This is a genomic window from Blautia luti, assembly GCF_013304735.1.
Taxonomy (GTDB): Bacteria; Bacillota; Clostridia; order Lachnospirales; family Lachnospiraceae; genus Blautia_A.
The window spans coordinates 45,780-70,948 of record NZ_JAAITI010000017.1; the positions used below are offsets into that span (position 1 = coordinate 45,780).

The 25,169-nt window shown below is 47.0% G+C and carries 23 protein-coding genes and 1 pseudogene; 1 reads left to right on the top strand and 23 read right to left on the bottom strand.

The genetic code is table 11. From position 1 onward, the window contains the following. Positions 1 to 12: 12 nt before the first annotated feature. The 5 genes from G5B06_RS10545 to G5B06_RS10565 form a co-directional block, all read right to left on the bottom strand. A complete protein-coding gene (locus G5B06_RS10545; protein WP_173772020.1) occupies positions 13 to 2,937 on the bottom strand; it encodes an insulinase family protein in 2,925 nt (974 codons plus the stop codon). 141 nt (positions 2,938 to 3,078) lie between these two features. Continuing rightward, positions 3,079 to 3,657, bottom strand: a complete 579-nt coding sequence (locus G5B06_RS10550) for a DUF6553 family protein (protein ID WP_173762103.1) — start codon at positions 3,655 to 3,657, stop codon at positions 3,079 to 3,081. A gap of 57 nt (positions 3,658 to 3,714) precedes the next feature. Continuing rightward, a complete protein-coding gene (locus G5B06_RS10555; protein ID WP_330606448.1) occupies positions 3,715 to 4,308 on the bottom strand; it encodes a DUF5662 family protein in 594 nt (197 codons plus the stop codon). Next, positions 4,259 to 6,184, bottom strand: coding sequence for a Type II secretory pathway, pullulanase PulA and related glycosidase (locus G5B06_RS10560; RefSeq protein WP_173772022.1), 1,926 nt, complete (start codon positions 6,182 to 6,184; stop codon positions 4,259 to 4,261). Before G5B06_RS10560 ends, G5B06_RS10555 begins: the two co-directional genes overlap by 50 nt. A gap of 62 nt (positions 6,185 to 6,246) precedes the next feature. Next, positions 6,247 to 7,002, bottom strand: coding sequence for an exodeoxyribonuclease III (locus G5B06_RS10565; RefSeq protein ID WP_148447671.1), 756 nt, complete (start codon positions 7,000 to 7,002; stop codon positions 6,247 to 6,249). A gap of 201 nt (positions 7,003 to 7,203) precedes the next feature. On the opposite strand from G5B06_RS10565, the gene G5B06_RS10570 reads away from it, so the two are divergent. Next, complete coding sequence (locus tag G5B06_RS10570; RefSeq protein WP_173762101.1) at positions 7,204 to 7,578, top strand: DUF1292 domain-containing protein; 375 nt, start codon at positions 7,204 to 7,206, stop codon at positions 7,576 to 7,578. A 93-nt stretch (positions 7,579 to 7,671) separates the two neighbouring features. Here the strand turns inward: G5B06_RS10570 and G5B06_RS10575 are convergent, their stop codons facing one another. From G5B06_RS10575 to G5B06_RS10660, 18 genes and pseudogenes are all read right to left on the bottom strand, one after another. Next, positions 7,672 to 8,184, bottom strand: coding sequence for a deoxyuridine 5'-triphosphate nucleotidohydrolase (locus tag G5B06_RS10575; protein WP_021977113.1), 513 nt, complete (start codon positions 8,182 to 8,184; stop codon positions 7,672 to 7,674). A gap of 44 nt (positions 8,185 to 8,228) precedes the next feature. Continuing rightward, positions 8,229 to 8,720 (bottom strand): anaerobic ribonucleoside-triphosphate reductase activating protein, encoded by a 492-nt coding sequence (nrdG, locus tag G5B06_RS10580; RefSeq protein WP_148447665.1) that lies wholly within the window; start codon positions 8,718 to 8,720, stop codon positions 8,229 to 8,231. A gap of 3 nt (positions 8,721 to 8,723) precedes the next feature. Continuing rightward, entirely contained in the window at positions 8,724 to 10,817 is a 2,094-nt protein-coding gene (locus G5B06_RS10585; protein ID WP_114001447.1) for a polyribonucleotide nucleotidyltransferase, read from the bottom strand. Between the two features lie 195 nt (positions 10,818 to 11,012). Next, positions 11,013 to 11,279, bottom strand: coding sequence for a 30S ribosomal protein S15 (gene rpsO, locus G5B06_RS10590; protein WP_114001446.1), 267 nt, complete (start codon positions 11,277 to 11,279; stop codon positions 11,013 to 11,015). 155 nt (positions 11,280 to 11,434) lie between these two features. Next, positions 11,435 to 12,334: a bifunctional riboflavin kinase/FAD synthetase gene (locus G5B06_RS10595; RefSeq protein WP_173772024.1), complete on the bottom strand. Its 900-nt coding sequence runs from the start codon at positions 12,332 to 12,334 to the stop codon at positions 11,435 to 11,437. Positions 12,335 to 12,363: 29 nt separating this feature from the next. After that, positions 12,364 to 13,254, bottom strand: a complete 891-nt coding sequence (gene truB, locus G5B06_RS10600; protein WP_334297587.1) for a tRNA pseudouridine(55) synthase TruB — start codon at positions 13,252 to 13,254, stop codon at positions 12,364 to 12,366. A gap of 6 nt (positions 13,255 to 13,260) precedes the next feature. Further along, on the bottom strand, positions 13,261 to 14,217 hold the full coding sequence (locus G5B06_RS10605; protein ID WP_173772029.1) for a DHH family phosphoesterase: 957 nt from the start codon (positions 14,215 to 14,217) through the stop codon (positions 13,261 to 13,263). Between the two features lie 9 nt (positions 14,218 to 14,226). Further along, positions 14,227 to 14,595: a 30S ribosome-binding factor RbfA gene (gene rbfA / locus G5B06_RS10610; protein ID WP_118062598.1), complete on the bottom strand. Its 369-nt coding sequence runs from the start codon at positions 14,593 to 14,595 to the stop codon at positions 14,227 to 14,229. A gap of 12 nt (positions 14,596 to 14,607) precedes the next feature. Then, positions 14,608 to 17,292 carry a translation initiation factor IF-2 gene (gene infB, locus G5B06_RS10615; RefSeq protein ID WP_173762099.1) on the bottom strand — a complete coding sequence of 895 codons (2,685 nt, stop codon included), beginning with the start codon at positions 17,290 to 17,292 and terminating at the stop codon, positions 14,608 to 14,610. A 42-nt stretch (positions 17,293 to 17,334) separates the two neighbouring features. Further along, a complete protein-coding gene (locus tag G5B06_RS10620; RefSeq protein ID WP_021977121.1) occupies positions 17,335 to 17,652 on the bottom strand; it encodes a L7Ae/L30e/S12e/Gadd45 family ribosomal protein in 318 nt (105 codons plus the stop codon). Continuing rightward, positions 17,639 to 17,917, bottom strand: coding sequence for an RNase P modulator RnpM (gene rnpM, locus G5B06_RS10625; protein WP_021977122.1), 279 nt, complete (start codon positions 17,915 to 17,917; stop codon positions 17,639 to 17,641). Before rnpM ends, G5B06_RS10620 begins: the two co-directional genes overlap by 14 nt. Next, complete coding sequence (gene nusA, locus G5B06_RS10630) at positions 17,917 to 19,110, bottom strand: transcription termination factor NusA (protein WP_118062601.1); 1,194 nt, start codon at positions 19,108 to 19,110, stop codon at positions 17,917 to 17,919. Before nusA ends, rnpM begins: the two co-directional genes overlap by 1 nt. A gap of 43 nt (positions 19,111 to 19,153) precedes the next feature. Next, positions 19,154 to 19,618, bottom strand: a complete 465-nt coding sequence (gene rimP / locus G5B06_RS10635) for a ribosome maturation factor RimP (RefSeq protein WP_118062602.1) — start codon at positions 19,616 to 19,618, stop codon at positions 19,154 to 19,156. A 141-nt stretch (positions 19,619 to 19,759) separates the two neighbouring features. After that, a complete protein-coding gene (locus G5B06_RS10640; protein WP_173762098.1) occupies positions 19,760 to 20,185 on the bottom strand; it encodes an HI0074 family nucleotidyltransferase substrate-binding subunit in 426 nt (141 codons plus the stop codon). Beyond that, positions 20,172 to 20,462 carry a nucleotidyltransferase family protein gene (locus G5B06_RS10645; RefSeq protein ID WP_173762097.1) on the bottom strand — a complete coding sequence of 97 codons (291 nt, stop codon included), beginning with the start codon at positions 20,460 to 20,462 and terminating at the stop codon, positions 20,172 to 20,174. The genes G5B06_RS10640 and G5B06_RS10645 overlap by 14 nt, the downstream gene beginning before the upstream one ends. Positions 20,463 to 20,612: 150 nt before the next feature. Further along, positions 20,613 to 21,592: pseudogene (locus G5B06_RS10650) on the bottom strand (PDDEXK nuclease domain-containing protein). An 85-nt stretch (positions 21,593 to 21,677) separates the two neighbouring features. Then, positions 21,678 to 23,426 carry an amino acid ABC transporter ATP-binding/permease protein gene (locus G5B06_RS10655; RefSeq protein ID WP_173772031.1) on the bottom strand — a complete coding sequence of 583 codons (1,749 nt, stop codon included), beginning with the start codon at positions 23,424 to 23,426 and terminating at the stop codon, positions 21,678 to 21,680. Further along, entirely contained in the window at positions 23,426 to 25,162 is a 1,737-nt protein-coding gene (locus G5B06_RS10660; RefSeq protein ID WP_173762094.1) for an ABC transporter ATP-binding protein/permease, read from the bottom strand. Before G5B06_RS10660 ends, G5B06_RS10655 begins: the two co-directional genes overlap by 1 nt. Between the last annotated feature and the right edge of the window lie 7 nt (positions 25,163 to 25,169).

Genomic DNA, 25,169 nt, shown 5'->3' on the forward strand with positions numbered 1-25,169 from the left:
AGACTTTGTTTCTCAGCAGCCGATCAGCGGCTTCACTTCCATAAATACATCTTCTGCCTTCTCGATGGCAGTCTCACTTCCCACTACGCAGATCTGCTCATCAGAAAGTACTGCTTCTACAAGAGCTGCCAATTTCTGGATATCCTCCTTCTGCGCTCCGAGGATCTGATTTCTTTCCTTCTGGAGCATATCCTCTGTAACATTGGAGAAATATGCGGTTTTTGAGATACTTCCCTGCATCTGCGGAGTTCTCGGCACATCCTTGTTGCTGATCGTTCCGATGATATATTTTGTCATCTCACGCTCGTCTGCCTCAAAGGCACGGATATAATCCGGCACTCCCTGGTATACTTCCAGGGTTCTCTTTAGATGGGGGTCACGGTAGGATACCAGGAAGCTCTCTCCGTTTCTCTTAAAGCCACTCATGCAGCCATACGCTCCACCCTTTACACGAAGGTTGATCCAGAGATAATCGTAGCTTAAGATCACTTTCAGGATCTCCAGTGCACCGGTATACTCCAGGCCTTTTTTGCGGAAGTTTCCATTCTGTGCCACATACTGGACCTGGCCGGAGGTCTTGAAGGCTTCGTTTTTCTTTATGCAGGGGGCCTGCTTCACAGGCTCCGGCTTCTGTCCGTTAAACAAGACTTTCTTAATTTCGGCAGCCTGTGTTTTCACTGTATCCAGGGACTCTCTCTCTCCGGTGTAGCTTACACAGAAATTCTCCGGACGAAGAACCTCCTCCATCACTTTGCGGAGATTTTTTACGATCTCGTCCTTGCAGCTGTCAAAATCTTTTTCCAGTTTTTCGATAAACTGATAATATCCGATCCCTGCCATCTCATCCTGGAAGGCAGCCATCGGGGATGCATAGGAAGCACCGCGGAGAACGGCGGTGGAATGGCCTGCACTTGCAAGGCTGGCCTGGGCTCTGGATTTCACTCTGGCAATGATCTCATAGAGACGTTTGGTGTCTGTAAGTTTGGAAGTTGTAAGAACTTCACGGATCATGGAGAACATGAAATCCATCTCCGGATACAAAGCTTTGCCTCTTACAGCAAACATGGCACGGAATGCATCGGTATCCTGGGCATCATCAAAAACCTCGATTCCATAGGAAATGCCGCCGGTTCTTGCATTCACCTCATTGAACAGTTCACCATAACTGTAGTTTTCTGTATCCACTGCTCCAAGCACAGATTTTAAAAGTCCCAGATAATGGACAGTATTTACATCAAAGTCATGGATCTCAAAAAGAAGATCTGCATAACCGATTCCATTGGTGCATACATCATGATACAGAAACAGGCTGTCATCTACGTAATGTTCCTCATTTGTCAGTCCTGTGATCTCTTTTTTGATATCTTCTCTGGAAAGCATCGGGATACAGGTCAGTGCTTCCGGATCTTCCTCGGATTCCTGATAAGCTTCCAGGGCTTTTGTATTCTCTACCATCCGGGTAAGCTCTTCATCAGAAAGGCTCTTTCTGTAATTCTCCAGTTTTTCTTCCAGTTCTTTGTCTCTCTTAGCAGCAAGGCCTTTCTCCGGTACCAGGGAAAGGATCGCGCCATGGGTATTATCCAGAAGATATTTACGGATCAGATCCTCAAAATATCCCTCTTCCAGAGCTTTTTTGAGGAACTCAAATCCCTCAAGAAGCTGTACTTCACAGAACGGCTTTGTATCGTCATAAAGCCAGCTGCTTAAAATATCCAGGCCATACATCAGTCCCTTCGGATAGGAAGAGAAATCTGCCTCACGGAAACGGAATTCGTAGTAGTTGATTCCGGCTGTTACTGCCTTCTTGTCGATACCTTCCTCCATGATCTTTGTGAGGGTGTCACGGATCACTTTGACAAATTCCTCTTTCTGGCTTAAGTTGGCTCCCTTTGCCACGATGGAGAAATAGGTCTGTTTGATTCCATCCTCAAAGGAGCCATAGATATCCTTGCCGATCTTTGCATCCAGAAGTGCCTGTTTCAGCGGTGCACCCGGTGCGCTTAAAAGTGCGTAATCCAGGACTTCGAAAGCAAGACTTAAGTTGATATCTGCTGCCTCGCCCACAACCATATTGTAGGAAAGATAAGTGTTATCCTCTTCTCCTTCGTCCTCTGACACCGGATAATTTTTCTGGATATCTTTTACCTGGGCAAAAGCTTCCTGATCCCGGATCTGGGAATCAATGGCAAGGGAATCAAAGGCAGACAGATAATGGCTGTCAATAAACTCCAGTTTCTCCTCCATATCCATGTTTCCATAGAGATAGATAAAGCTGTTGGACGGATGATAGTACTGTCTGTGGAAATCCAGGAATTCCTCGTAACTGAGATCCGGGATATTTACAGGATCTCCGCCGGACTCACAGCCATAGGTGGTATCCGGGAACAGGGAATTCATGATCTCACGCTCCAGAACATCGTCCGGTGAGGAAAAAGCACCTTTCATTTCGTTGTAAACAACACCATTGTACTTCAGCGGTCCTTCTTTCTGTTCCAGATGATAGTTCCAGCCCTCCTGGCGGAAAATCTCCTCTTTTTTGTAAATGTTCGGATAGAACACCGCATCCAGATACACATGCATCAGATTCTGGAAATCCCGGTCATTACAGCTGGCTACAGGGTAGCAGGTTTTGTCCGGGTAGGTCATGGCATTGAGGAAGGTATTGAGAGATCCTTTTACCAGCTCTACAAAAGGATCCTTCAGCGGAAATTCCCTGGAGCCGCACAGTACGCTGTGTTCCAGGATATGAGCAACACCTGTGCTGTTTTTGGGCGGTGTGCGGAATGCAATATTAAAAACCTTATTCTCATCACTGTTCTCGATGAGCATCACTCTGGCTCCTGTTTTTTTGTGTCTCAGAAGCCATCCTTTTGAATGAATATCCTGAAGCTCCTCTTCCTTCAGGACTTCATATGCGTTCAGATGATTGGGATTCATAAAATAGTAACCTCCTGAATGTTTCTCTTCACACCCGACATGGATCTTCGTTGAAAAAATCTCAGAATATTTTATCGGATGCATGGCAACAAAAGGCTGCCTGAGTATTCAGACAGCCTGAAACGGAAAGCTCATTGCCTCCTAAATGTTTCCTTCATTGGGATAATACTGCCTGTAGATCTCTCTGGCAGCTCTTGTGATGATTCCAAGCTCAGCTTCCATTCCAAGATTAGCCGGAAGCTCCACAGCTGTTTCCCTGATGTCTCTCTGGACCTTGGCCTTCGCACTGTCCTCCTTGATGTGGATCAGTCCGAAAATCGTTGTGTTATAGGATTTATCTGTCTGACAGAGATCCATGTAGACCAGAACCAGATGACAGCATTCCCGGTAAAGAAGCTCCTCATAAAGGCCGCCCTTTTCCTGGAGTTCCTGAAATTTCAACTTCTTAAGATACTTACCTATCTCTTTCTTCGCACTTCTTGTGCCAAAGAATCTGGAAGCGGAATTCCGGTTAAACTCCATGGTCATCCAGAGACCGAGATAACCGTCTGCCCTGGTATCACCAGTCTCGGATTTATCGCTGTAACGGATATCCCAGAGTTCCTTACGGATCTTATTTTCTTCCGGTTCTTCTCCTGCTGCAATGGACTGCTCCAGAAGCTTCAGACGCTCCATGGGATCTTTCTCTCTATAGTATTTCGCAATTGTTGGTGTATCCATTCATTCTTCCTCCTGATATCTGAATATTATATCAGACAACCTGCCAAAAATACACCCCTATCTGTGATTTCGAAGCTTTTTCCCAGGGCTTTTCACTTTTTTTCCGTGGTTATCACATAGATATACATTGCGGATATACCACAGGGTCTTATCCTCTCCGTATTTATCCAGGATCCGGAGAAGTCCCTCCAGCTCTTTCTTTGTCTGTGGGTGGATAAACCACAGCTTCTCCTTGCTTTTCAGAAAATACTGCAATGGTTCATGATAGGTATATTCCTCTCCCAGATAGTTTCTGGATGCACTGATCCGGTCCATGACCATTTCCGCCACATATTTTCTGGGCATTCTGGCTCCCATGATCACATGCTCACCGTCAAGGGAATAGTCTACCCAATGTTCAAAATGGTGTCTGTTTCTTCCCTTATGGTGCAGCCAGGACATGGATACGCCGGTTGCCTCACGTTCTGCGTTGTTGGGGCTTCTTGTCCCCTGATAATATTTACAGCCTACCAGAAATTCCGTCGGGGAATATTTGGACAGGTCATGAAGCAATCCCTGCTTATATAACCCGATACGAAAACAATATTTCATCACCAGAAGCTTATGCCTCGTGATGGTCCTGAAGTGCAGCCACGGGTGCCATGATCGCATCTTTCTCCGCCTCCTGTCTGCCCAGCAATACCACAATGGCGCGGGGGCCTATTTCGATTGATTTTTTATATTCTTCTTTCTCTTCCAGATGGAATCCTGTTCCGTGAAGAGAGGTATCTGCGATTTTTTTCCAGCACATGCCTTCCGGGAGATTGGGCAGAGCAAGGCTCCGGTTTTCCCAGTGGAAATTATAGCCGATGTAAATAAAATCATCCTCTGCAGCTTCCAGATCCTCTTTTTCCCTTGCATAGGCTCCGTAGTACATCATACCGAGAAGCCTGCTGGTATTCTCATAGCTCAGATACCAGGCACGTTCCCCGTGAAGAGACACGTCCGGGAACCCCTTGGTCAGATAATCTACCCCTTTCAGTTCCACCGGCATATGAAGAACGGGATGGGCTTTACGAAAAGCAATGGCATCCTTTATGAATTCCCTCAGTCCCTGGTTTCTGGAAAGGCCCTTCCAGTCTGTCCAGCCGGTAGCATTATCCTGACAGTAGGCATTATTGTTTCCACTCTGGGAATTGCCGAATTCATCGCCGTGATAGATCATGGGCACACCCTGACTCAACAGCATCATCAAAAAGGCATTTTTAATCTGGCGCTCCCTCATCTGACGGACGGAAACCTTACGGGTAGGGCCTTCCACACCACAGTTCCAGGAATAATTATAGCTGCTTCCGTCCTGATTGCCCTCGCCATTGGCCTCGTTATGTTTATAATTGTAGCTCACCAGGTCATTCATGGTAAATCCGTCCTGGCACACCATGTAATTGATTACTCCATGATTCTCGCTGTTATGACGGATATGCCATGCTGCAGCCTCCACCATACCTTCATCGCTTTTCAGGAAACGGCGCATATCCTGGAGAAAATTCATATTGCTCTCTGCTCCGCAACGTCTGGCCGGAAGCTTTCCTCTGTAAAAATGATCAAAATCAAAGCCCTGGAAGATCAGTTTTGCTCCGGAAAGGATTCCGTCCCTGAGAAGCATCTCCCGGTTAAAGCCCTCTCCCAACACATGAAATCCATCTACATGGTAAAAATCTCTCCAGAACTGCAGGGCCCGAAGAGCCATCAGGCTGTCTGTTTCCTCCGGAAAATAGAATTCCATGATACAGGCAATGCCGTTCCTGTGCAGCTCCCGGATCAGATACCGGAACTCCTGCTCCGGTTCTCTGGTACTGCAGTAAGCACTCTTCGGGCTGAAATAAAAGCCGGAAGCATAGCCCCAGTAATTCACTACATTTTCCTTTCGGCGGGTCTTGATGTGTTCACTGCCTTCCTTCGGTTTACTGATCGGAACCTCACAGAATTCATAGGCAGGCATCAGTTCAATGGCATTGATCCCCAGCTCTTTCCAGTAAGAGATCATCTCTGTCAGGCCAAGGAAAGTTCCCTTATGGGAAACCATCTTTCTGGCAAGCTTCGTATAACCACGGACATGAAGCTTGTACAGGATCATATTTTCGTATTCTACTGCCGGCGCAGTTTCATTTTCCCAGCCGGAAACATTCTCATTAAGGAAGCGACAGCGAACCTCCTTTTCCGGATCGTAAGGTACTCCGAAATGTTCTCTCCCGTGAAGTCCGTATGCATACGGATCCTGCACGATCTCACCGTCTATTTTATAATTATATTCAAAATCCTTCAGAGAAGCACTGCACAGTTTCAGTGCCCACACACGTCCTGTATGGAAATCCTTCGGAAAAACGATCTCCACCGGTGCGGCAGCTCCTCTTTTTTTATATAAAAGCAGGGACACTTCGGAATCTTCCGATGCCTCCACTGCAAAATTATAACCGCCCTCCAATTTATTGGCTCCAAGTATCAGCGGCTGACCTTTTTCCACTCGACCTAATCTGCGGCTTGCCAAGGCAACTCCTCCTTTTCTCTTTTTATTATTGAAATCCATGGAAATCCGTTTCGCCAGATCCGTCACAGATCAATATCCAGCTCAATCGGGCAATGATCGGATCCCATGATCTCTCCGTGGATCTTCGCATCCTGAAGCTTTTCTTTCAGGGAAGGGGAAACAAGGAAATAGTCGATACGCCAGCCGGCGTTCTTCTCTCGTGCACGGAAACGGTAGGACCACCAGGAGTAAACACCCTCTTTATCCGGATAAAAATAGCGGAATGTATCAATAAAGCCACTCTCAAGAGCTCTGGTAAAGCAGGCTCTCTCTTCATCCGTAAAGCCTGCATTTTTGCGGTTGGTCTTCGGGTTCTTGAGATCGATCTCCTGATGTGCCACATTAAGGTCGCCACAGCAGATCACCGGTTTCTTCTCCTGCAGTTTCAGGAGATAAGCCAGAAAATCCTCTTCCCATTTCATACGGTATTCCAGACGGCGGAGCTCGCTCTGGGAGTTGGGAGTATATACAGTCACAAAATAATACTCTTCAAATTCCAGCGTGATGACACGTCCTTCTTTGTCATGCTCCTCTATCCCGATCCCGTAAGCCGCAGACAACGGCTCCCTCTTCGTAAAAATGGCTGTACCTGAATAGCCTCTGCGATTTGCGTAGTTCCAGTACTGATGATATCCGGGAAGCTCCAGCTTCACCTGTCCCTGCTGGCATTTCGTCTCCTGCAGACAGAAAATATCCGCATCCAGCTCATGAAAGCGTTCCTCAAAGCCCTTGGTGATACAGGCCCGGATCCCATTTACATTCCAGGAAATAAATTTCATATTTTTATATTTTCTCCTCATTTTTTCGTCATATTTTTATTATATCTCACATTGTCGGATTAAGCAAAAAATATTTTGAAAGTTTTCTCAGGCTCTCAAATATTTTGTTGCTGTTCTACGTCATATCTGTTAAAATGTTCTTTATATCATGCAGAGCTGCCTTCTTATTCACAGGCAGTAGCAGAACGGAGGATTTCTTTTATGAGTGATGAATTTAACAAAAGCGGATGCACACCAAGTGACTGCGCTTCCTGCACAGCCAACTGTGAAAGTAAGGTAGACGAGGCACACCATACTATTACCCTGACTATGGATGATGATACAGAGGTAGAATGTGCCATCCTTACTATTTTCCCTGTAGAGAACAAAGAATATATCGCACTTCTCCCACTGGATGAGAACGGCCAGAATGAGACCGGTGAGGTTTATCTCTACAGCTTCTCCCGCACAGCAGACGGCGATCCGATGCTGGCAAACATCGAAGATGATGAAGAGTACGACGCTGCCGCAAATGCCTTTAACGCAGTCGTGGAAAAAGCACGTGCAGACGAGGAATCCGACGCACCTCTCAGCTAAACAAGGCATTTACCAAAAACAGTACTTACAAAAAACAAGCCCGGAAAATCGGATGTATGTGGTCTTCACACCTCCGCCTTCCGGGCTTTTGTTTTATTTTGTGGTGCTTCCGAAACCACCGTTTCTTACTGCATCTGCATCATCATCCACGGTAATTCCGTACTCCACGAAGATTCCCTGCATGAATCCGGTTCCTGCCGGGATCTGGATGGTCTTATCTTCTCTGGTATCGTTGGTCAGCTTGGCAAAGATATGGCCTTCGTTGTCAGAGAAGAAATAATCGCTGTCAATGATCCCTACTGTATTATTCAGCTGCAGACGGAATTTGAATCCCAGTCCGCTTCTCGGATAACATTTCAGGACCCAGCCTTCTTCCATCTCCACACGGATGCCAGTGGGGATCTTAACGATCTCGCCCGGTTTCATGGTCACATCCACCGGTGCATAAAAATCGTATCCCGCACTTCCGGTTGTGGCTCTCTTCGGAAGTTTCAGGCTGTCGTAGATATTACAGATCTCTTCTTCTGAATACTGTTCAAAAGTATCCTTCCAGTCCTTTGCAAACTGTTCAAAACTTACCTTGTGAAATTTCGCAATTCTTTTCATTTTTCGTTCCACTCCCAATGGGTAATTTGGAGAAATCCCTCCGGTCACTCCACATACAGAACCACACGGTTCTCACGGAGTGATGCCCGTACATCGATCACACGCTGGTTTGAGGAACCTTTCCATTTCAGGAGGACTTCTTTCTTATCGACCTGAAATTCTCCGTCCACACAGACATCCAGATAATGGATGATCTCGTACTGCTGGATCTCTTCCCAGAGAGAACCGGTATATAACCAGATGGTCTTATCCGGATACTTCTCTCTGATCTCTCTTGCAAGAGCTGTTACCTCAGCGATATTGGAAGGATGCAGGGGATCTCCTCCTGAGAATGTGATCCCGCTGATATAATCCTTGTCCAGCTCTGCAAATATCTCAGCTCGCTCGCTGTCCGTAAATGGGAGACCTCCGTTCGGATCCCAGGTAATGGGATTCTGGCACTCCCGGCAGCCATGTGAACAGCCGGCCACCCAGAGTACTACACGAAGTCCGTCTCCGTTTAACATATCGTCCTTGGTAATATTGTGATATCTCATAACTTATGCTTCTTCCGGTACATCCTTCATGCTGAAGCTGATTCTTCCCATCTTGTCCTTGCCAAGGCAGATAACTTTAACCTTGTCACCAAGTGTGAGAACATCCTCAACACGGTTGATTCTCTGTTTGGAGATCTTGGAAATGTGTACCATTCCCTCCTTGCCCGGTGCAAACTCAAGGAACGCACCAAACTCTTTGATGCTGACTACGCGTCCTGTAAAGATCTGTCCTGCCTCAAACTCGGTAGTGATGATCTCGATCATACGTTTCGCCTCATCCATACCCTTCTGGTCTGTTCCGCAGATGGAAACTGCACCGTCATCTGTGATGTCGATCTTCACACCTGTACGCTCGATGATGGTGTTGATGGTCTTTCCTCTCTGACCAACTACGTCACCGATCTTCTGCGGGTCGATCTGGATCTGGATGATCTTCGGAGCAAACTCGCCAACGCTTGTACGAGGCTTGTCGATGCATTTCTCCATAACTTCTGTGAGGATATACTCTCTTGCCTCTTTTGTTCTGCGGATTGCTTCCTCAACGATCGGTCTTGTAAGACCATGGATCTTGATATCCATCTGGATCGCTGTGATTCCATCATGTGTTCCGGCTACCTTGAAGTCCATATCTCCGAAGAAGTCCTCAAGGCCCTGGATATCTGTAAGAACGATGTAATCATCGTCTGTCTCGCCTGTAACAAGTCCGCAGGAGATACCTGCAACCGGTTTCTTGATCGGTACACCTGCAGCCATCAGTGACATGGTAGATGCACAGATACTTGCCTGGGATGTGGAACCGTTGGACTCAAATGTCTCAGATACGGTACGGATTGCATACGGGAACTCCTCTTCTGTAGGAAGTACCGGTACCAGTGCTCTCTCAGCAAGTGCTCCGTGGCCGATCTCACGACGTCCCGGTCCTCTGGAAGGCTTGGTCTCACCTACGGAGTAGGACGGGAAGTTGTAGTGATGCATATATCTCTTAGATGTCTCAAACTCATCCAGTCCGTCAAGACGCTGTGCCTCTGTAAGAGGAGCCAGTGTGGTAACGGTACAGATCTGAGTCTGTCCTCTTGTGAACATGGCAGAACCGTGAACTCTCGGAATGATGTCTGTCTCTGCAGCCAGCGGACGGATCTGTCTGATCTCACGGCCATCCGGACGTTTGTGATCTTTGAGGATCATCTTGCGGACAGTCTTCTTCTGGTACTGATATACAGCCTCACCAAGAACGGCAAGCCACTCTTCGTTATCTGCAAAAGCTTCTTTCAGCTTGTCTGTGATCTCGCTGATGTTATTCTCACGTGTCTGTTTGTCATCGGAGAATACGGCAACCTCCATCTCTTCCGGAGGAACGATCTTCTTGATCTCATCAAAGAGTTCCTGCGGTACTGCACAGGACTCGTAGGAATGTTTCTCTTTTCCGCACTCTGCTACGATCTGGTCGATGAATTTGATGATCTCCTGGTTTACTTCGTGAGCCTTGTAGATGGCTTCGATCATCTTGTCTTCCGGAATCTCGTTGGCTCCGGCCTCGATCATGATAACTTTCTCTCTTGTGGAAGCTACGGTAAGCTGAAGGTCAGAAACTGCCTTCTGTGCAAGTGTCGGGTTGATGATGAACTCGCCGTCGATCATACCAACCTGTGTGGTTGCACATGGGCCGTCGAACGGAATATCTGAAATACAGGTAGCAATGGAAGAACCAAGCATAGCCGGGATCTCCGGGTTGCACTCCGGATCAACAGACATAACCATGTCTACCAGTGTTACGTCATTTCTGTAGTCCTTCGGGAACAGCGGACGCATCGGACGGTCGATAACACGGGATGTAAGGATCGCATGCTCGCTTGCCTTACCCTCTCTCTTGTTGAATCCTCCCGGGATCTTTCCTACTGCGTACATTTTCTCCTCATACTCAACGCTTAACGGGAAGAAATCGATTCCTTCTCTTGGCTCTTTGGATGCGGTAGCAGTAGCAAGAACTGTGGTATCACCGTAGTGCATAAGAGCGGCACCGTTGGCCTGTTTTGCAACACGTCCGATATCTACAGTCAGTGTTCTTCCTGCAAGTTCCATGGAATAACTTTTGTACATGTTCGTTCTCCTTTTCTATATATTGAATTTGACAGGAGCCCGAAACAACTGAAAAGACCACTTCCTTTGGGAAAAGATCTCGACCGGAAATGGGCTTTTCAGTAGTCTCGGAAATCACTCCTGCGGTAATTCCGTCTGTGTTTGTCACACATGTTAAAATGGGGCGGATGGAATCATCCGCCCCTCCCGTAGCAATTATTTTCTTAAACCTAATTTCTCAATCAGTGCACGGTATCTTTCGATGTCTGTTTTCTTAAGATAAGCAAGAAGGCCACGTCTCTGACCTACCATTTTCAGAAGACCTCTTCTGGAATGATGATCTTTGTGGTGTGTTTTAAGGTGCTCTGTAAGCTCCTGGATTCTTGCTGTAAGAACTGCAACCTGAACCTCCGGTGAACCTGTGTCACCCTCTGTTCTTGCATACTCTTTCATGATTGCTGCTTTCTTCTCTTTAGAAATCATTGTTGTTTCCTCCTTGAATTTTTAATTAAACGCCGGGTATTAAGAAGTGGTCGGAGTCTCCGGCTTCTGAATACTGGCTTTTTTCACCTCGAACAGTATAGCACACGGTTCCTGACCTGTAAACTGTTTTTTTGAAAAGTTTTTACCGGAAATTTTTACTTTTCGAAGCTTTGAAAATAAGCCTTGCCTTTTTCCGCGTCTTTCATAAGCTGTTCTTTCAGAGCTTCTATGGAAGAAAAACGTTTCTCCGGTCTGGAATAATGAAAGAATTCCACTCTGCAGGGTTCCCCGTAAAGGTCTTCCTCACAGTCAAAGAGATACGTCTCAACACCCAGGAATTTCTCCCCCACCGTAGGTTTGTATCCTACATTGGTGATTCCTTTAAGGCTTCTGTCCTTAAAATGGGACACTGTATCGTAGACCCCGTTTGGAGGCATCAGCTTTTCTTTTGCCGGAATAATATTGGTTGTCGGAAGAAGAAATTTATGTCCCATTCCTCTTCCATGTTCGATCACTCCATCCACAAAAAATGGAAAGCCCAGAAGATCATTGACCTTTTCCATATTGCCTCTTTTCAGTTCCTCACGGATAAAGGTACTGCTGATCTTTCGTTTTCCTTCCATTTCTTTTGGAATCACATCCACCGAAAAGCCAAGCTTCTTTCCCATCTCCCGGAGAAGTTCCGGATTTCCCTTGCGTTCATATCCAAACCGGAAATCTTCTCCTACAGCAACGTGTTCTGCCTGAAGATCCCCCACCAGAATCTCTTTAATAAAAGTGTCTGCTTTCATGTGGCGGATCCTGGCATCCAGCGGGCATTCGATCAGAACATCCACACCTGCATCCTCAAGAATCCTGCATCGTTCTTCTTTTGTAAAGATCATCTGGCTTCCGATTCCCAGGGAAAAGAGAACTGTCTGAAGTCCCTTTTCTTTTTGCTCCAGAATTCTTTCCACCAGTTTCCGGTGTCCACGGTGTATGCCGTCAAATTTTCCAAGTGTTACCGCACTCCCTGACAGGCGCGGAAATTCTCCGTCAATCTTCAAGTATTCCATATCTGCTCCTGCAAGTTTTTGTAAAAAATTTATACAAAGAACATGCGGACGGGAACATATTTCTGTTTTCTCTCATCCCAGCCGTATATTCCTGTGAAGTTTCCGCTGCTTTTATACATCCGGACTTTTTCTTCCCTGCTGCCGCCCTGTACCAGTTCTTCCGGAACTGGATTTCCATTACCAAGAAGCCTGTCTCCTTCCGGTGTACAGATAAGCGCCGGATACATGGAAAGTACATCTTCAATAGAAACGATTTTTTCGCCGATGGTTCCGTTGGCAACCGCTTCTTCCACCTGGGAAAGTGTCATGCTCTCTTCCAGTGTGAAATTCCCGGACTGGGTCCGAAGAAGCTCTTCCATGGCACCGCCATAGCCTAATTTTTCTCCGATATCATTGCAAAGTGTACGGATATAAGTTCCCTTGCTGCAGGTAACGCTGATACGTACCAGCGGGAGATCCATATCCAGTATCCTTATCTCATAAAAAACCACAGGGCGCGGTTTGCGCTCTATGGTTTTTCCTTCTCTGGCCAGCTCGTAAAGCTTCTTTCCACCCACTTTCAGAGCAGAATACATCGGCGGAACCTGCATCTGTTCTCCCACAAAAGAAGCAACCGTTTCCCGGACTTCCTCCTCTGTAACCGTTACCGGTTTCTCGGAAAGAATTGTTCCTGTCATGTCCTGGGTATCTGTGGAAACGCCCAGCCTTAAGACTGCCTCGTATGTTTTTTCTTTCTCTGTAAGAAGCTCTACCAGACGGGTTCCCCTTCCAAGGGCAACGGGAAGTACTCCCTCTGCTGCCGGGTCCAGCGTTCCCGTATGGCCAATCTTTTTCATGTGGAGAATTCCACGCAGCTTTGCAACCACATCATGAGAGGTATAACCTTTTTCCTTACGGATCACAAGTATTCCATCCATGATTTGTTTCTACTCCTCTGCAAGCTGTTTTTCAATCTCAGCGGTAAGGTTGTTGATCACATCGTACATGGAACCCTGCATGTCGCAGCCGGCTGCACGCACATGTCCGCCGCCTCCGAAGAATACGGCAATTTTGCTCACATCCACCTTTCCGTTGGAACGGAGAGATACTTTAAAGAGCTGCGTCTCCATCTCATAGATAAAGATCGCAACCTCCACGCCTGCGGTCAGACGGAGCTGGCTTACGATTCCCTCCAGATCCTTTCCTTCCACACCGTAGAAATCCATCTCTCGTCTTTTCAGATATCCGACTACGCATTTGCCATCCTGAAGCAGAATGCTTTCTGCCAGCACACGGCCCATAACCTGATTCTGAAGGTATGTTTTCTGGTAAAAGGACTCATCGATGATCCTGCTGAAATCAAATCCTGTTTTCATCAGTTCACCGGCGATCCTCATGGTTTCCGGTGTTGTGGAAGAATACTGGAACACGCCGGTGTCATGTGCCATTCCCGTATAAATCGGAACCGCAATGGAACGGTCGATCTTATCTGCATCCAGAAGTCCGTAAAGAACTTCACATGCGGAACTGACGTCGCCCCTTACATGATTGACATTTGCAAATCCCTTATTGCTTACATGATGGTCAATGCATGCGGTCTTTTTTGCCGTGTCAAAATACTTTCCGGCAACAGCAAGGCGATCCAGTGCGCTGACATCACAGGTGATAAAAAGATCATACTCTTTCTCTTCTTCTGCTTCTGTCTTAACCTCATCCATTCTGTCGATGTAATCAAATATAGGCTTCGGCTGTTCCAGATAGACATCTGCCTCAATATCCGGAAAATATTCCCGGATATAAAGGTACAGAGCCATACAGGAACCGATACAGTCTCCATCCGGACGGATGTGGCCGCCAATGCCTACAGTTTTTACATTTTCCAGTATTTCTGAAATGTTTTTCATTTTTTCCACCTATTCCTCTGTTTCCATCCCACTCATTACGTCATTGATCTTCTTTGACATATTTACGCCATATTCGATGGACTCATCCAGAACAAAACGGATCTCCGGCGTATTGCGAAGGTTCAGTCTTCTGGCCAGCTCTCTCCGGATATAGCCCTCTGCGTTCTTTAATCCACGGATGGTGGAATCTTTGGCCTGCTTTTCGCCAAGTACACTGATGTAGGCTTTGCAGGTTTTAAGATCCGGTGCCACCTCCACGGCTGTCACAGAAGTCATCGGATGAATTCTGGGGTCCTTGATCTCGCTGTGTATGATGGTGCTGAGTTCTTTTTGAACCGCACCATTCACACGTGTATTTTTAATGCTGTTTTTTCTCATTACAAGTCACTCCTATCTTGGTACCTCTACCATGATATATGCTTCGACTTTATCTTCTTCTTTAACATCGTTGAAGTCGTTGAATACAAGACCACACTCATATCCTGCACGGACTTCCTTAACATCATCTTTAAATCTCTTCAGGGATGCAAGCTCACCCTCAAAGATCTGGTCCTCACCTCTTGTGATACGAACCTTGCAGTTACGCTGGAATGTACCATCCAGTACATAGCTTCCTGCGATGGTTCCCACACCAGATGCCTTGAACAGCTGACGTACTTCTGCGTGGCCGATAACTTTCTCCTCGAATACCGGATCCAGCATACCTTTCATGGCTGCCTCCACATCCTCGATTGCCTGGTAGATAACCTTGTAAAGTCGAAGGTCAACGCCCTCCTGCTCAGCAAGCTGTTTTGCTGTGGTATCCGGACGTACGTTAAATCCGATGATGATGGCGTTGGATGTTGCGGCAAGGCTGACATCAGACTCATTGATGGCACCTACACCTCCATGGATCACCTTAACGATAACTTCCTCGTTGGAAAGTTTGGTAAGGCTCTGTTTTACAGCCTCAACAGATCCCTGTACATCGGCTTTGACAATGATCGGAAGCTCTTTAAGGTCGCTTGCCTGGATCTGATCAAACAGGTTATCCAGAGAAAGTTTGCCCTTGGTCTCCTCAAGAAGACGGCTCTTGTTCTCTGTAACGAATGCGCCTGCAAAGTTCTTGGCTTCTTTGTCGCTCTCGAAGGACATCAGGATCTCACCTGCATTTGGAACGTCGCCAAGACCAAGGATCTCAACCGGAGTGGACGGGCCTGCCTCTTTAACACGGCGTCCCTTGTCATCCATCATTGCACGGACTTTACCGTTGCATGCACCTGCTGCAATGAAATCTCCTACATGGAGAGTACCTTTCTGAACAAGGATGGTAGCAACCGGTCCTTTACCTTTATCAAGCTGAGCCTCGATAACAAGACCTCTTGCCTCACGGTTCGGGTTCGCTTTCAGCTCGGAAACCTCAGCAGTAAGAAGGATCATCTCAAGAAGGTTCTCGATTCCCTCTCCTGTATGTGCGGATACCGGAACGAAGATGGTGCTTCCGCCCCAATCCTCAGGAATCAGTTCATACTCGGAAAGTTCCTGTTTTACACGCTCTACATTTGCGCTTGGTTTATCAATTTTGTTGATGGCAACGATAATCTCAACACCTGCAGCTTTTGCATGGCTGATTGCCTCTACCGTCTGCGGCATGACACCATCATCTGCAGCAACAACCAGAACTGCGATATCGGTAGCGTTGGCACCACGCATACGCATAGCTGTGAACGCCTCATGTCCCGGTGTATCCAGGAATGTGATCTTCTGGCCTTTGATGTTTACCACGTAAGCACCGATGTGCTGTGTGATTCCGCCGGCCTCGCCTCTGGTTACGTTTGTATTACGGATGGCATCCAGAAGAGATGTTTTACCATGGTCAACGTGACCCATGACGCAGACTACCGGAGGTCTTGGAACCATATCGTCCTCATCCTCTTCATCCTCTTTGAGGAGTTCTGCGATTACATCTACTTTTTCTTCTTTCTCGGCAATGATATCAAATCCAAGTGCGATCTCCTCTGCCTTGTCAAAGTCGATCTCCTGGTTTACGGTTACCATGACACCTTCCATGAAAAGTTTCTTAACGATCACAGATGGCTGCATTTTCATAGCGTCCGCAAGCTCACGGATGGTAAGCTTCTCAGGAATGGTGATCTCCTTGATCTCAGGTTTCTTTTCTTCCTGCTTCGGCTGTGGATTCGGTTTCTGAAGTGCTTTCGGGATTCTGGAATTCGGTCTGCGTCCACCCTGATTTGGTCTGCGTCCGCCCTGGCCGCCTTTCTCGAAATCTTTCTTCTTGTTCTTATTCTCCCTGTCACGCTCACGCTTGCTGTCCTTGGATGTCTTGGTCAGCTCCGGAGTAAATACGGAATCGGAAGAACTGCTTCTTCTCTGTCCCGGACGTGCTCCGCCCTGGCCACCGCGGTTCTGACCGCCGAAACGGTTATCTCCGCCTCTTCCGCCTTCAGAACGTCCACCCTGGCCGCCCTGGCCACGGTTTGCTCCGCCGCCAAAACGGTTTCCGCCATCTCTGCCTTCGAAGCGTCCGCCCTGACCGCCCTGGCCACGGTTTGCTCCACCGCCGAAACGGTTTCCGCCTCTTCCGTCGTTCTGACGTGGTCCTCTGTTTCCTTCGCCCTGTCTTGCCGGACGTCCCTCACCATTCTGGGAACGGTTGCCGCCAAAACGGTTGCCGCCGTCTCTTCTTCCTTCGAAGCTTCTTCCGTCACGGTTGCCGTCTCTTCTTCCTTCCGGACGGTTACCCTGCGGTCTTCCGCCCTGAGTACGGTTTGCTCCACCCTGAGAGTTTCTCTGCTCGCCGGACTCATTATTTCTTGTGCCCTGGCCTGCCGGACGCTGTCCGCCGTTCTGGGAACGTGCCGGGCCTTTTTTCTCGCCTGCTGCCGGTTTTCTTCTTCCTTTACCGCCGTCGCTGGCATTCTGTGCATGGAATACACGGATGATATTTTTTTTCTTTTTCGGTGCCTCAGACTTGTTACCCTCTGCGTTCACCGTTGTTGTCTTTTCTTCTGTTTTTGGAGTATCCAATTGTCTATATTGCTCCTTTCCCGATCTGCTGAATTTATCTTTTATCATTATTATCGTCAAACCTCCTTACAGACGCCTGTATCATGCAGGTTATCTGCCGGATTCTTTTTCCAGCTCCTTCATGATCGCCTTTGCAAAATTTTCGTCCTGCACGGCAAGGCTGGCACGGAATTCTTTGCCCATTGCTCTGCCCAGGCTCTCTTTGTCTGAAAGGAAATATAACGGAACTTCGTAATAGGTACACATATTCCGAAATTTCTTTTTTGTGTTTTCGGAGGCATCATCTGCCACCAGTGCCAGGAAACCTTTTCCTGTTTTTACGGATTTCTCTGTGGAAAATTCTCCGCTCACTGTTTTTCCTGCTTTTGTCGCAAGTCCGATGAGTGATAAAACCTTACTGTTTTTCAATTGACTCAAACTCCTTCTTGAGGTTCTGATACACTTCATCCGGAACTGCCATTTTCAAGGAACGCTCCAGGCCGTGGTTTTTGATGGCCTTTTCCAGGCATTCCTCTGAGAAACAAAGGTATGCGCCGCGTCCGTTTTTCTTACCTGTAGCGTCCAGGATGATCTCATTCTCTGATGTTTTGAGAACTCGTATCATTTCCTTTTTGCTTTTCATTTCCCTGCAGCCGGTACACTGACGCATGGGAATCTTGGTTCTCGTTTTCATTATTCTTCGGCATCTCCATCTGCTGTTTCTTCAGCTTCTGTTTCTGTCTCTTCTGTATCTTCCTCTGTTTCCGGAATTTCTTCGGAAACAGCCTCTTCTGTCATTTCGTCCTCTGCTTCTTCGTGTTCCTCATCGTAATCATCGTAGAAGTCACCGGACTCTCTTGCCTGTGTCTCGCTCTTGATGTCGATCTTGAATCCTGTAAGTCTTGCAGCAAGACGTGCGTTCTGTCCCTCTTTACCGATGGCAAGGGAAAGCTGATAATCCGGAACTACAACCAGTGCAGTCTTCTCATCCGGATCTGCCATAACTGCGATAACTTTTGCAGGGCTTAATGCGTTCTCGATAAGGATTGCCGGGTTCTCATCCCAGTTGATGATATCGATCTTCTCACCGTGAAGTTCGTTGACAACCGCACCTACACGTGCGCCGTTCATACCGACACATGCTCCCACAGCATCTACATCCGGATCGTTACTCCATACAGCGATCTTGGTACGGGAACCTGCCTCACGGGCAATGCTCTTGATCTCAACGGTACCATCTCTTACCTCTGCAACCTCGGACTCGAAAAGTCTCTTTACAAGGCCAGGATGTGTTCTGGAAACAAGGATACGTGGTCCCTTCGGTGTATCCTTTACCTCAAGGATGTAAACCTTTACTCGCTCAGTTGGCTGGAATGTCTCGCCTTTTACCTGCTCGTTCTCTGTAAGGACTGCGTCTGCCTTACCGAGGTTGATGCTGACATTCTTGCCCATTACTCTCTGAACAATACCGGTTACCACTTCTTTTTCGATTCCGTAGTACTGATCGTAGAGAACTTTACGCTCTTCCTCACGGATTTTCTGAAGAATGACGTTCTTTGCGTTCTGGGTTGCGATACGTCCGAATTCCTTGGACTGGATCTCAACTTTCATAACATCACCGATCTCTGCGTTGGTGTTTGTTTTCTGTGCATCCACCAGAGAAATCTCAAGGGCCGGGTCCTCCACATGCTCTACAACAGTTCTGTCAGCGTAAACACTGAAATCACAGGTCTCCGGATCGATCATAACGTGAACGTTATCTGCCTTTCCGAAATGATTCTTACATGCCTGGATCAGTGACTGCTCAATTGCCTCCAGCAGTGTATCCTTACTGATGTTTTTCTCTTTTTCGAGAACGTCCAGCGCGTCTCTTAAATCTCTGCTCATTTTCCTTTTTTTCCTCCTGAATTTTTACAGATTCGATTCTCTTTTAGAATTCGATCGCAAGACGAATCAGGGCGATATCTTTTTTATCAAAAGTGCGTTCTGTGCCGTCTTCATCGATTGTCACACTGTTACTATCATATGCATTTAAAATACCGCAGAATTCTTTCTGCTTCTCGATCGGCCGGTAGGTACGGATCTCCACCAGCTTGCCAAGGCTTCTCTTAAAGTCTTTCTCTTTCTTAAGAGGCCGGTCAAGTCCCGGAGAACTGATCTCCATAATGTAGCTGTCTTCGATGAAATCCTGCTCATCCAAGATATCGCTGAATGCACGGCTTACGTCCTCGCAGTCATTGACTGTGATTCCGCCCGGCTTGTCGATATAACCTCTGAGATACCAGGTTCCAGCTTCCTTGACATACTCCACATCTACCAGTTCAAAGCCCTTGGACTCTACGATCGGTGTAAGGATCGCCTCTGCTTTCTGTTCATATTCTTCCCGTCTGCTCATGCTTCCCACCTGCCTTTCTTATTTCTGCCTGTTTCTGAACAAATTCCTTCTCAGCAAATAGGAGCGGGCTCTCGCCCACTCCTATGCCAACAAGTTCTTAGTTTTGTTCATTGTAACACCAATATCTGTTAATTGCAAGTATTATTTCTTTTCTTCCTGTTTCCATTCCTCTTCCGCTTCCTGAAGTTTTTCCTGCAGGGTCTTTTCCAGTTCCCCAAAAGCCGGAATGAAACTGTCCCGGATCAGAAGGATCATTTCGTCGATTTCTTCTTCATTGTATATGTGGACTGATGTGTTCCGCTTCTTCAGCATAAGCAGCCACACTGACGCATCACTTACAAATCCCAGTTTATATCCCAGCTGCAGGATCTCCCGGGGTGAGCCTGTCTCTGCGCCTGCTGCACCATGCAGCTTCAGAACTTCCTGCAGTGCCTTCCAGGCAAGTTCAAAGGTAAGATTAAACTGTCCGATGACGCCGGTCCTGTATATCTCATTACTATCTGCCAGTTTAAAATCAGCATTCTTCAGTACGGTAAGGCAATTCGAAAAATTATCAAGCTTTTTCATAAATCACGATCCCATCCTTTTTAATTTCGTTCTTCAGTTCTTCAGAAATATGTCCATCTGCTTCCACAACATCAAACATCAGAAGCGAATGTACCTTTTCTTTTATATCCCAGTAGAAAGAATCAAAGTCCCCGCCATATACGGCAATATCGATATCGCTTCTCTCTGTATGATCTCCTCTTGCACGGGACCCGAAAAGAATAACTCTTTCAACCGAATGTTGCCGGGCAAATGAACAGACCTCTCTCAACACTCTTTCCGGAAGATTATATTTCATTGATCACATCGCCCCCTGTTTTGATAAGCATATCACACTTCCCTCTTCTTAACAATATACGAACCCCGAAAACATTCAGCTCTCTGTCAGCAGCCTTACACAGAACTTTCCGTTTCCCAATTATACAAACTGGAATTTGTATTTTCATTTTTATTCTTTTTTACGAAATTCCTTCAAATTTAATTCACGTTTCAATTCTTCCTCTGACGGTAAATAAGTGAAGTATTTAGATGCAAATATCTGGTGATTATCTTCAGGGAGTGTATATATTTTACAATGGAATCTCCTTTATCTGCACAAAGCACTATCCCAATAGGCTGCGTGTCTCCCTCATTCATCATTTCACGAGTATAATAATTCACATACATCTGCATCTGTCCCAAGTCCTGATGGGTCAGTTTACCCATTTTCAAGTCAATGAGAACAAAGCATTTTAAAATATAATTGTAAAATACCAGATCAATGAAAAAATCCTGTCCATCCAATGTAAACCTTTTCTGACGTGCTACAAATGAAAATCCTCTTCCAAGCTCTAAAAGGAAATGCTGAAGATGATCAATCAGTGCCTGTTCCAAATCTCCTTCATACACATGAGTGTCCGGCTGAATTTGCAGAAATTCTATAACATAAGGATCTTTCACTATTTTCTCATACTCTGGTTTTGGCTCCGTTATTTGAATTTCTTTTGCAACTGCTGTCTTATCCTGACTTGCTAAAATACGCTGATAATACATCGTATTAATCTGCCGTTCCAGTTGGCGGACACTCCACGCTGCTTTTGCACACTCCTCCATATAAAATGTTCTTGCCTGTTCATCATTTATACGCATCAAAACACGATAATGCGACCAGCTCAATTCAGGACACAGTGTGTCTCGAATTGGGAAAGTGCAATAAAACTGCCGCATCTTACGAAGATTCGATTTATCAAAACCTTTTCCAAACTCTGCGGTCAACTGCTCAGAAAGATATTCCAATAATCTCTTTCCATATTCTGCACGATCATTTTCTCCACATGCTTTAAAAATCTGTTCTCCTATTTCCCAATAAGTTGTTACCATAGCTGAATTTACCGCTGTGCTTAAACGATCACCGACACGTCCCGCACTGTTGCCAAACAGATGTGTCATCCCTTTCTGCGGTGCGGACAACTAAATAACAGATTAAAAAACAGCAGTTATACCGGTAGTTTATCGGATATAACTGCTATTTTTATTATGACAACCGTCCGTTCTCCATCTCATACACCACATCTGCCACGTTCATGGTGGAGACTCTGTGGGATACCAGGACTACGGTGCGGCGGGTGGTGTCTTCTTTCAGGGACTTGAGGATGATGCCTTCGTTGAGGGAATCCAGATTGGATGTAGGCTCGTCCAGAAGTAAAAGGGGACTGTCGTGGAGGAAGGCTCTTGCAATACCGATCCTCTGTTTTTCGCCGCCGGAAAGGGTATCGCCAAGTTCCCCGACCTCTGTGTCATAACCTTTGGGGAGGGTCATGATAAAGTCGTGGATGGAGGCTTTCTTCGCGGCAGCCATGATCTCTTCCCGGGTGGCTCCCGGTTTCGCGATGACGATGTTGTTTGCGATGGAATCGTGGAACAGGTGGGTTTCCTGTGTCACATAGCTTTCCATGTCGCGGAGATGGCGGGTGGGGATTTCCCGTACATCTTTGTTATCTACGGAAATCGTTCCCTGATTTACATCCCAGAAACGCATGAGCAGTTTCAGCAATGTGGATTTTCCGGAACCGCTGGCTCCGTGGATACCGGTAATCTTACCAGGAGCAAGTTTCAGGGAGTAGTCATCCAGGATGGTTTCGTCTTCGTATGCGAAGGTTACGTGAGATGCTTCGGCTCCGGTAAATCCGGCTGCACCAGATCTGCTTTCACCCGGAATCTCCTCCACCAGCGGCTTCTCCTCCAGAAGGGACAGCACACGCTCGCCGCTTGCCAGTGTCTGGTTCAGGTTGTTGGAAAGACTGGACAGCGCCACAACCGGGCCAAAAGATCCCATCATAGCAATGGTACAGGTAAGGATCCCGTCAAAACCAATCTCACCTTTTCCATATAGATGGATCGTCAGCGCCAGCATTCCAAAGGATGCAAGCAAAATCATCAGATTGGTAAACGATCTCTGAGAACCTTCCATCTGGCTTAAATCTTCCTGCATTCCCGCAAGTTTCCGGGAACGCTCTGACATCTGGCCTTTTCTCTTTTCGCCCTGGTTGTACTGAATGGTCTCATCCAGTCCACGGAGGGAATCCAGCACAAAACTGTTCAGCTCACCAAACTCTGTACGGAATTCCATACCCTTCTGGCTTCCACGCTTTCCATTCCACATCGGGATCGCCACACCTACAATCAGGTAGGCGGCCAGAGCCAGTACTCCCGCAAGCATATGGTATCTTCCAATAAAGATCACCATGATCACAGAAATCAGCGTAGCAATGGCGATAGGGGAAATGGTATGTGCGTAAAAAACTTCCAGAAGTTCGATATCCGTAGTGATGATCGAGATCAGGTTACCCTTGTCACGTTCTTCCAGCTTAGCCGGGCAGAGCTTACGCAGAACCGCAAATACCTTATGGCGGATGATCGCCAAAAGCTTAAATGCAATAAAATGGTTACAGTACTGCTCCACATAATGAAGGATACCACGAAGCACCGCAATGAGGATCATCACGGCAAGGATCCCCTTCACAGAAGTTCCGGCAAGCCAGGTACTCTTCATTACAACTTCCGGAATCCCGGAAATCCCTGCGCCGGCCACATTTCCGGCAAGTCCATGGAGGATCACCTGTCCGGCCAAGATAGTCAGAAAGATGGCACATAAGTATCCTACCGTTCCAAGAAGGATAGCCGCTAGCATGATGTGGAGAAGGGGTTTTACGAGCCCGATAAGGCTTCCCATAATAGCAATGGCACTTCTCCGCTTCTTCGTTGTATTTTTCTCACCACTCATCACGCATTCCCCTCCTTCCCGTAATTTTCCAGTGCCATCTGACTCTCATACAGATGACGGTAATCACTGTCCAAAGCCATCAACTCTTCATGTTTTCCACGCTCTCTGATTTCTCCGTCCTTCAGGAAATAAATCTGATCAGATCCAACCACATTGGCAAGTCTGTGGGAAATCAGAAGCACAGTCTTTGTTTTTGCCATCTCATGGATCACTTCCATGATCAGCTCTTCACTTTCCACATCAATATTGGAAGTTGCCTCGTCCATGATATATACAGGAGCATTTTTAAGAAGTGCCCTTGCGATCACCAGACGCTGGCACTGACCGCCGGAAAGATTTCCCGCCTTTTCCAGAAGGATCGTATCCAGCCCGTTCTGAGTATCCAGAAATCCAAGAAGATTGACCTTCTTAAGAACCTCCCGCATTTCTTTATCCGTGGCATCTGGTTTTGCCATCTGAAGATTTTCACGGACAGTTCCCTTAAAAAGATAACTGTTATGCCGTACCAGAACTCCATGTTCCATCAGGTCATCTTCCCGGACATTCCCAAGAGGCACACCGCCAATCCGGATCTCACCGGAGAATTCCCGGTTCTTTCCGGACAGGATTCCCGCAATGGTACTCTTTCCACAACCGGACTCACCAACCAGGGAGACAAAACTTCCCGCCGGAACATCAAGATCAATTCCCTTAAGAATCTCACGGTCCTTCTCATAGGAAAAATGCACATCCTGAAAAGAAATATCCAGGCCGCCATCAGGCAGTGTCTTCTCTCCGGCCTTCGGCTCCGGAAGATCCAGGATCCGGAAGATCTTGTCACTGGCAGCCATACCATTCATGGCAATATGGAAAAAAGATCCCAGAAGCCGGAGCGGCAGGAAAAATTCACTGGCCAGAAGCACAATACAAAGAGTTCCGGAAAGACTTAAATTCCCATGTAGAAACTCTGTTACCGCCACCGCCATACCAATGGCAGCACCGCCATAAGCCACAATATCCATGACACTGGTGGAATTCAGCTGCATGGTCAGAACCTTCATGGTGATCTGACGAAACCGCTGGGACTCCGCATCCATCTCATCAGCTTTCTGCTGATCCGCCTGATAAATTTTTAAGGTAGTCAGACCCTGAAGGTTTTCCAGAAAGGAATCTCCAAGTCCTGTATAAATGCTCCAGTATTTATTCAGAAGCTTCTTCGCGATCTTCTGTACCACCACAATGGAGATCGGGATCAACGGCACACAGATCAGAAGCACCACGCTGGCCTTCATGCTCACCCGACAAAGAATCACAAACAGTGTCACTGGTGCGATCAGGCTGTAAAACAACTGTGGAAGATATTTTCCGAAATAGGTTTCCAGCTGCTCCACGCCTTCCGTGGAAACCTGCACCACCTCAGAGGAGGAAACCTGCTCTCTGTAAGAAGCGCCAAGCTTCAGCATTTTTTCGTAGATCTTTTCCCGGAGGATCCTCTTTACATCCACGCAGGCCAGATAGGAGGATCTTGCGCCCATCCGCTCGCAGAAGAAACGGATCACAACGACCAGGATCAGGATGAGGACCGTATGCTGCACGCCCGCAGCGGTCACTTTACCATAGACCACTTTTTCCAGAAGACCTGCAATGGAAAAAACGGCCATCACCTGTGACAGCAGGGCCAGCCACTGCCACAGGATCGTATACACGATATATTTTTTTGCATGGGATAAAAGTCCCACCAGTCTTGTCTTGATCATTGGTTAC

Coding starts and splice junctions, on each gene's coding strand:
- G5B06_RS10545 (WP_173772020.1), bottom strand. CDS start 2,937: ATGAATCCCAATCATCTGAACGCATATGAAGTCCTGAAGGAAGAGGAG.
- G5B06_RS10550 (WP_173762103.1), bottom strand. CDS start 3,657: ATGGATACACCAACAATTGCGAAATACTATAGAGAGAAAGATCCCATG.
- G5B06_RS10555 (WP_330606448.1), bottom strand. CDS start 4,308: ATGCGATCATGGCACCCGTGGCTGCACTTCAGGACCATCACGAGGCAT.
- G5B06_RS10565 (WP_148447671.1), bottom strand. CDS start 7,002: ATGAAATTTATTTCCTGGAATGTAAATGGGATCCGGGCCTGTATCACC.
- G5B06_RS10570 (WP_173762101.1), top strand. CDS start 7,204: ATGAGTGATGAATTTAACAAAAGCGGATGCACACCAAGTGACTGCGCT.
- G5B06_RS10575 (WP_021977113.1), bottom strand. CDS start 8,184: ATGAAAAGAATTGCGAAATTTCACAAGGTAAGTTTTGAACAGTTTGCA.
- nrdG (WP_148447665.1), bottom strand. CDS start 8,720: ATGAGATATCACAATATTACCAAGGACGATATGTTAAACGGAGACGGA.
- G5B06_RS10585 (WP_114001447.1), bottom strand. CDS start 10,817: ATGTACAAAAGTTATTCCATGGAACTTGCAGGAAGAACACTGACTGTA.
- rpsO (WP_114001446.1), bottom strand. CDS start 11,279: ATGATTTCTAAAGAGAAGAAAGCAGCAATCATGAAAGAGTATGCAAGA.
- G5B06_RS10595 (WP_173772024.1), bottom strand. CDS start 12,334: ATGGAATACTTGAAGATTGACGGAGAATTTCCGCGCCTGTCAGGGAGT.
- G5B06_RS10605 (WP_173772029.1), bottom strand. CDS start 14,217: ATGAAAAACATTTCAGAAATACTGGAAAATGTAAAAACTGTAGGCATT.
- rbfA (WP_118062598.1), bottom strand. CDS start 14,595: ATGAGAAAAAACAGCATTAAAAATACACGTGTGAATGGTGCGGTTCAA.
- infB (WP_173762099.1), bottom strand. CDS start 17,292: ATGATAAAAGATAAATTCAGCAGATCGGGAAAGGAGCAATATAGACAA.
- rnpM (WP_021977122.1), bottom strand. CDS start 17,917: ATGAAAACGAGAACCAAGATTCCCATGCGTCAGTGTACCGGCTGCAGG.
- nusA (WP_118062601.1), bottom strand. CDS start 19,110: ATGAGCAGAGATTTAAGAGACGCGCTGGACGTTCTCGAAAAAGAGAAA.
- rimP (WP_118062602.1), bottom strand. CDS start 19,618: ATGAGCAGACGGGAAGAATATGAACAGAAAGCAGAGGCGATCCTTACA.
- G5B06_RS10640 (WP_173762098.1), bottom strand. CDS start 20,185: ATGAAAAAGCTTGATAATTTTTCGAATTGCCTTACCGTACTGAAGAAT.
- G5B06_RS10645 (WP_173762097.1), bottom strand. CDS start 20,462: ATGAAATATAATCTTCCGGAAAGAGTGTTGAGAGAGGTCTGTTCATTT.
- G5B06_RS10655 (WP_173772031.1), bottom strand. CDS start 23,426: ATGAGTGGTGAGAAAAATACAACGAAGAAGCGGAGAAGTGCCATTGCT.
- G5B06_RS10660 (WP_173762094.1), bottom strand. CDS start 25,162: ATGATCAAGACAAGACTGGTGGGACTTTTATCCCATGCAAAAAAATAT.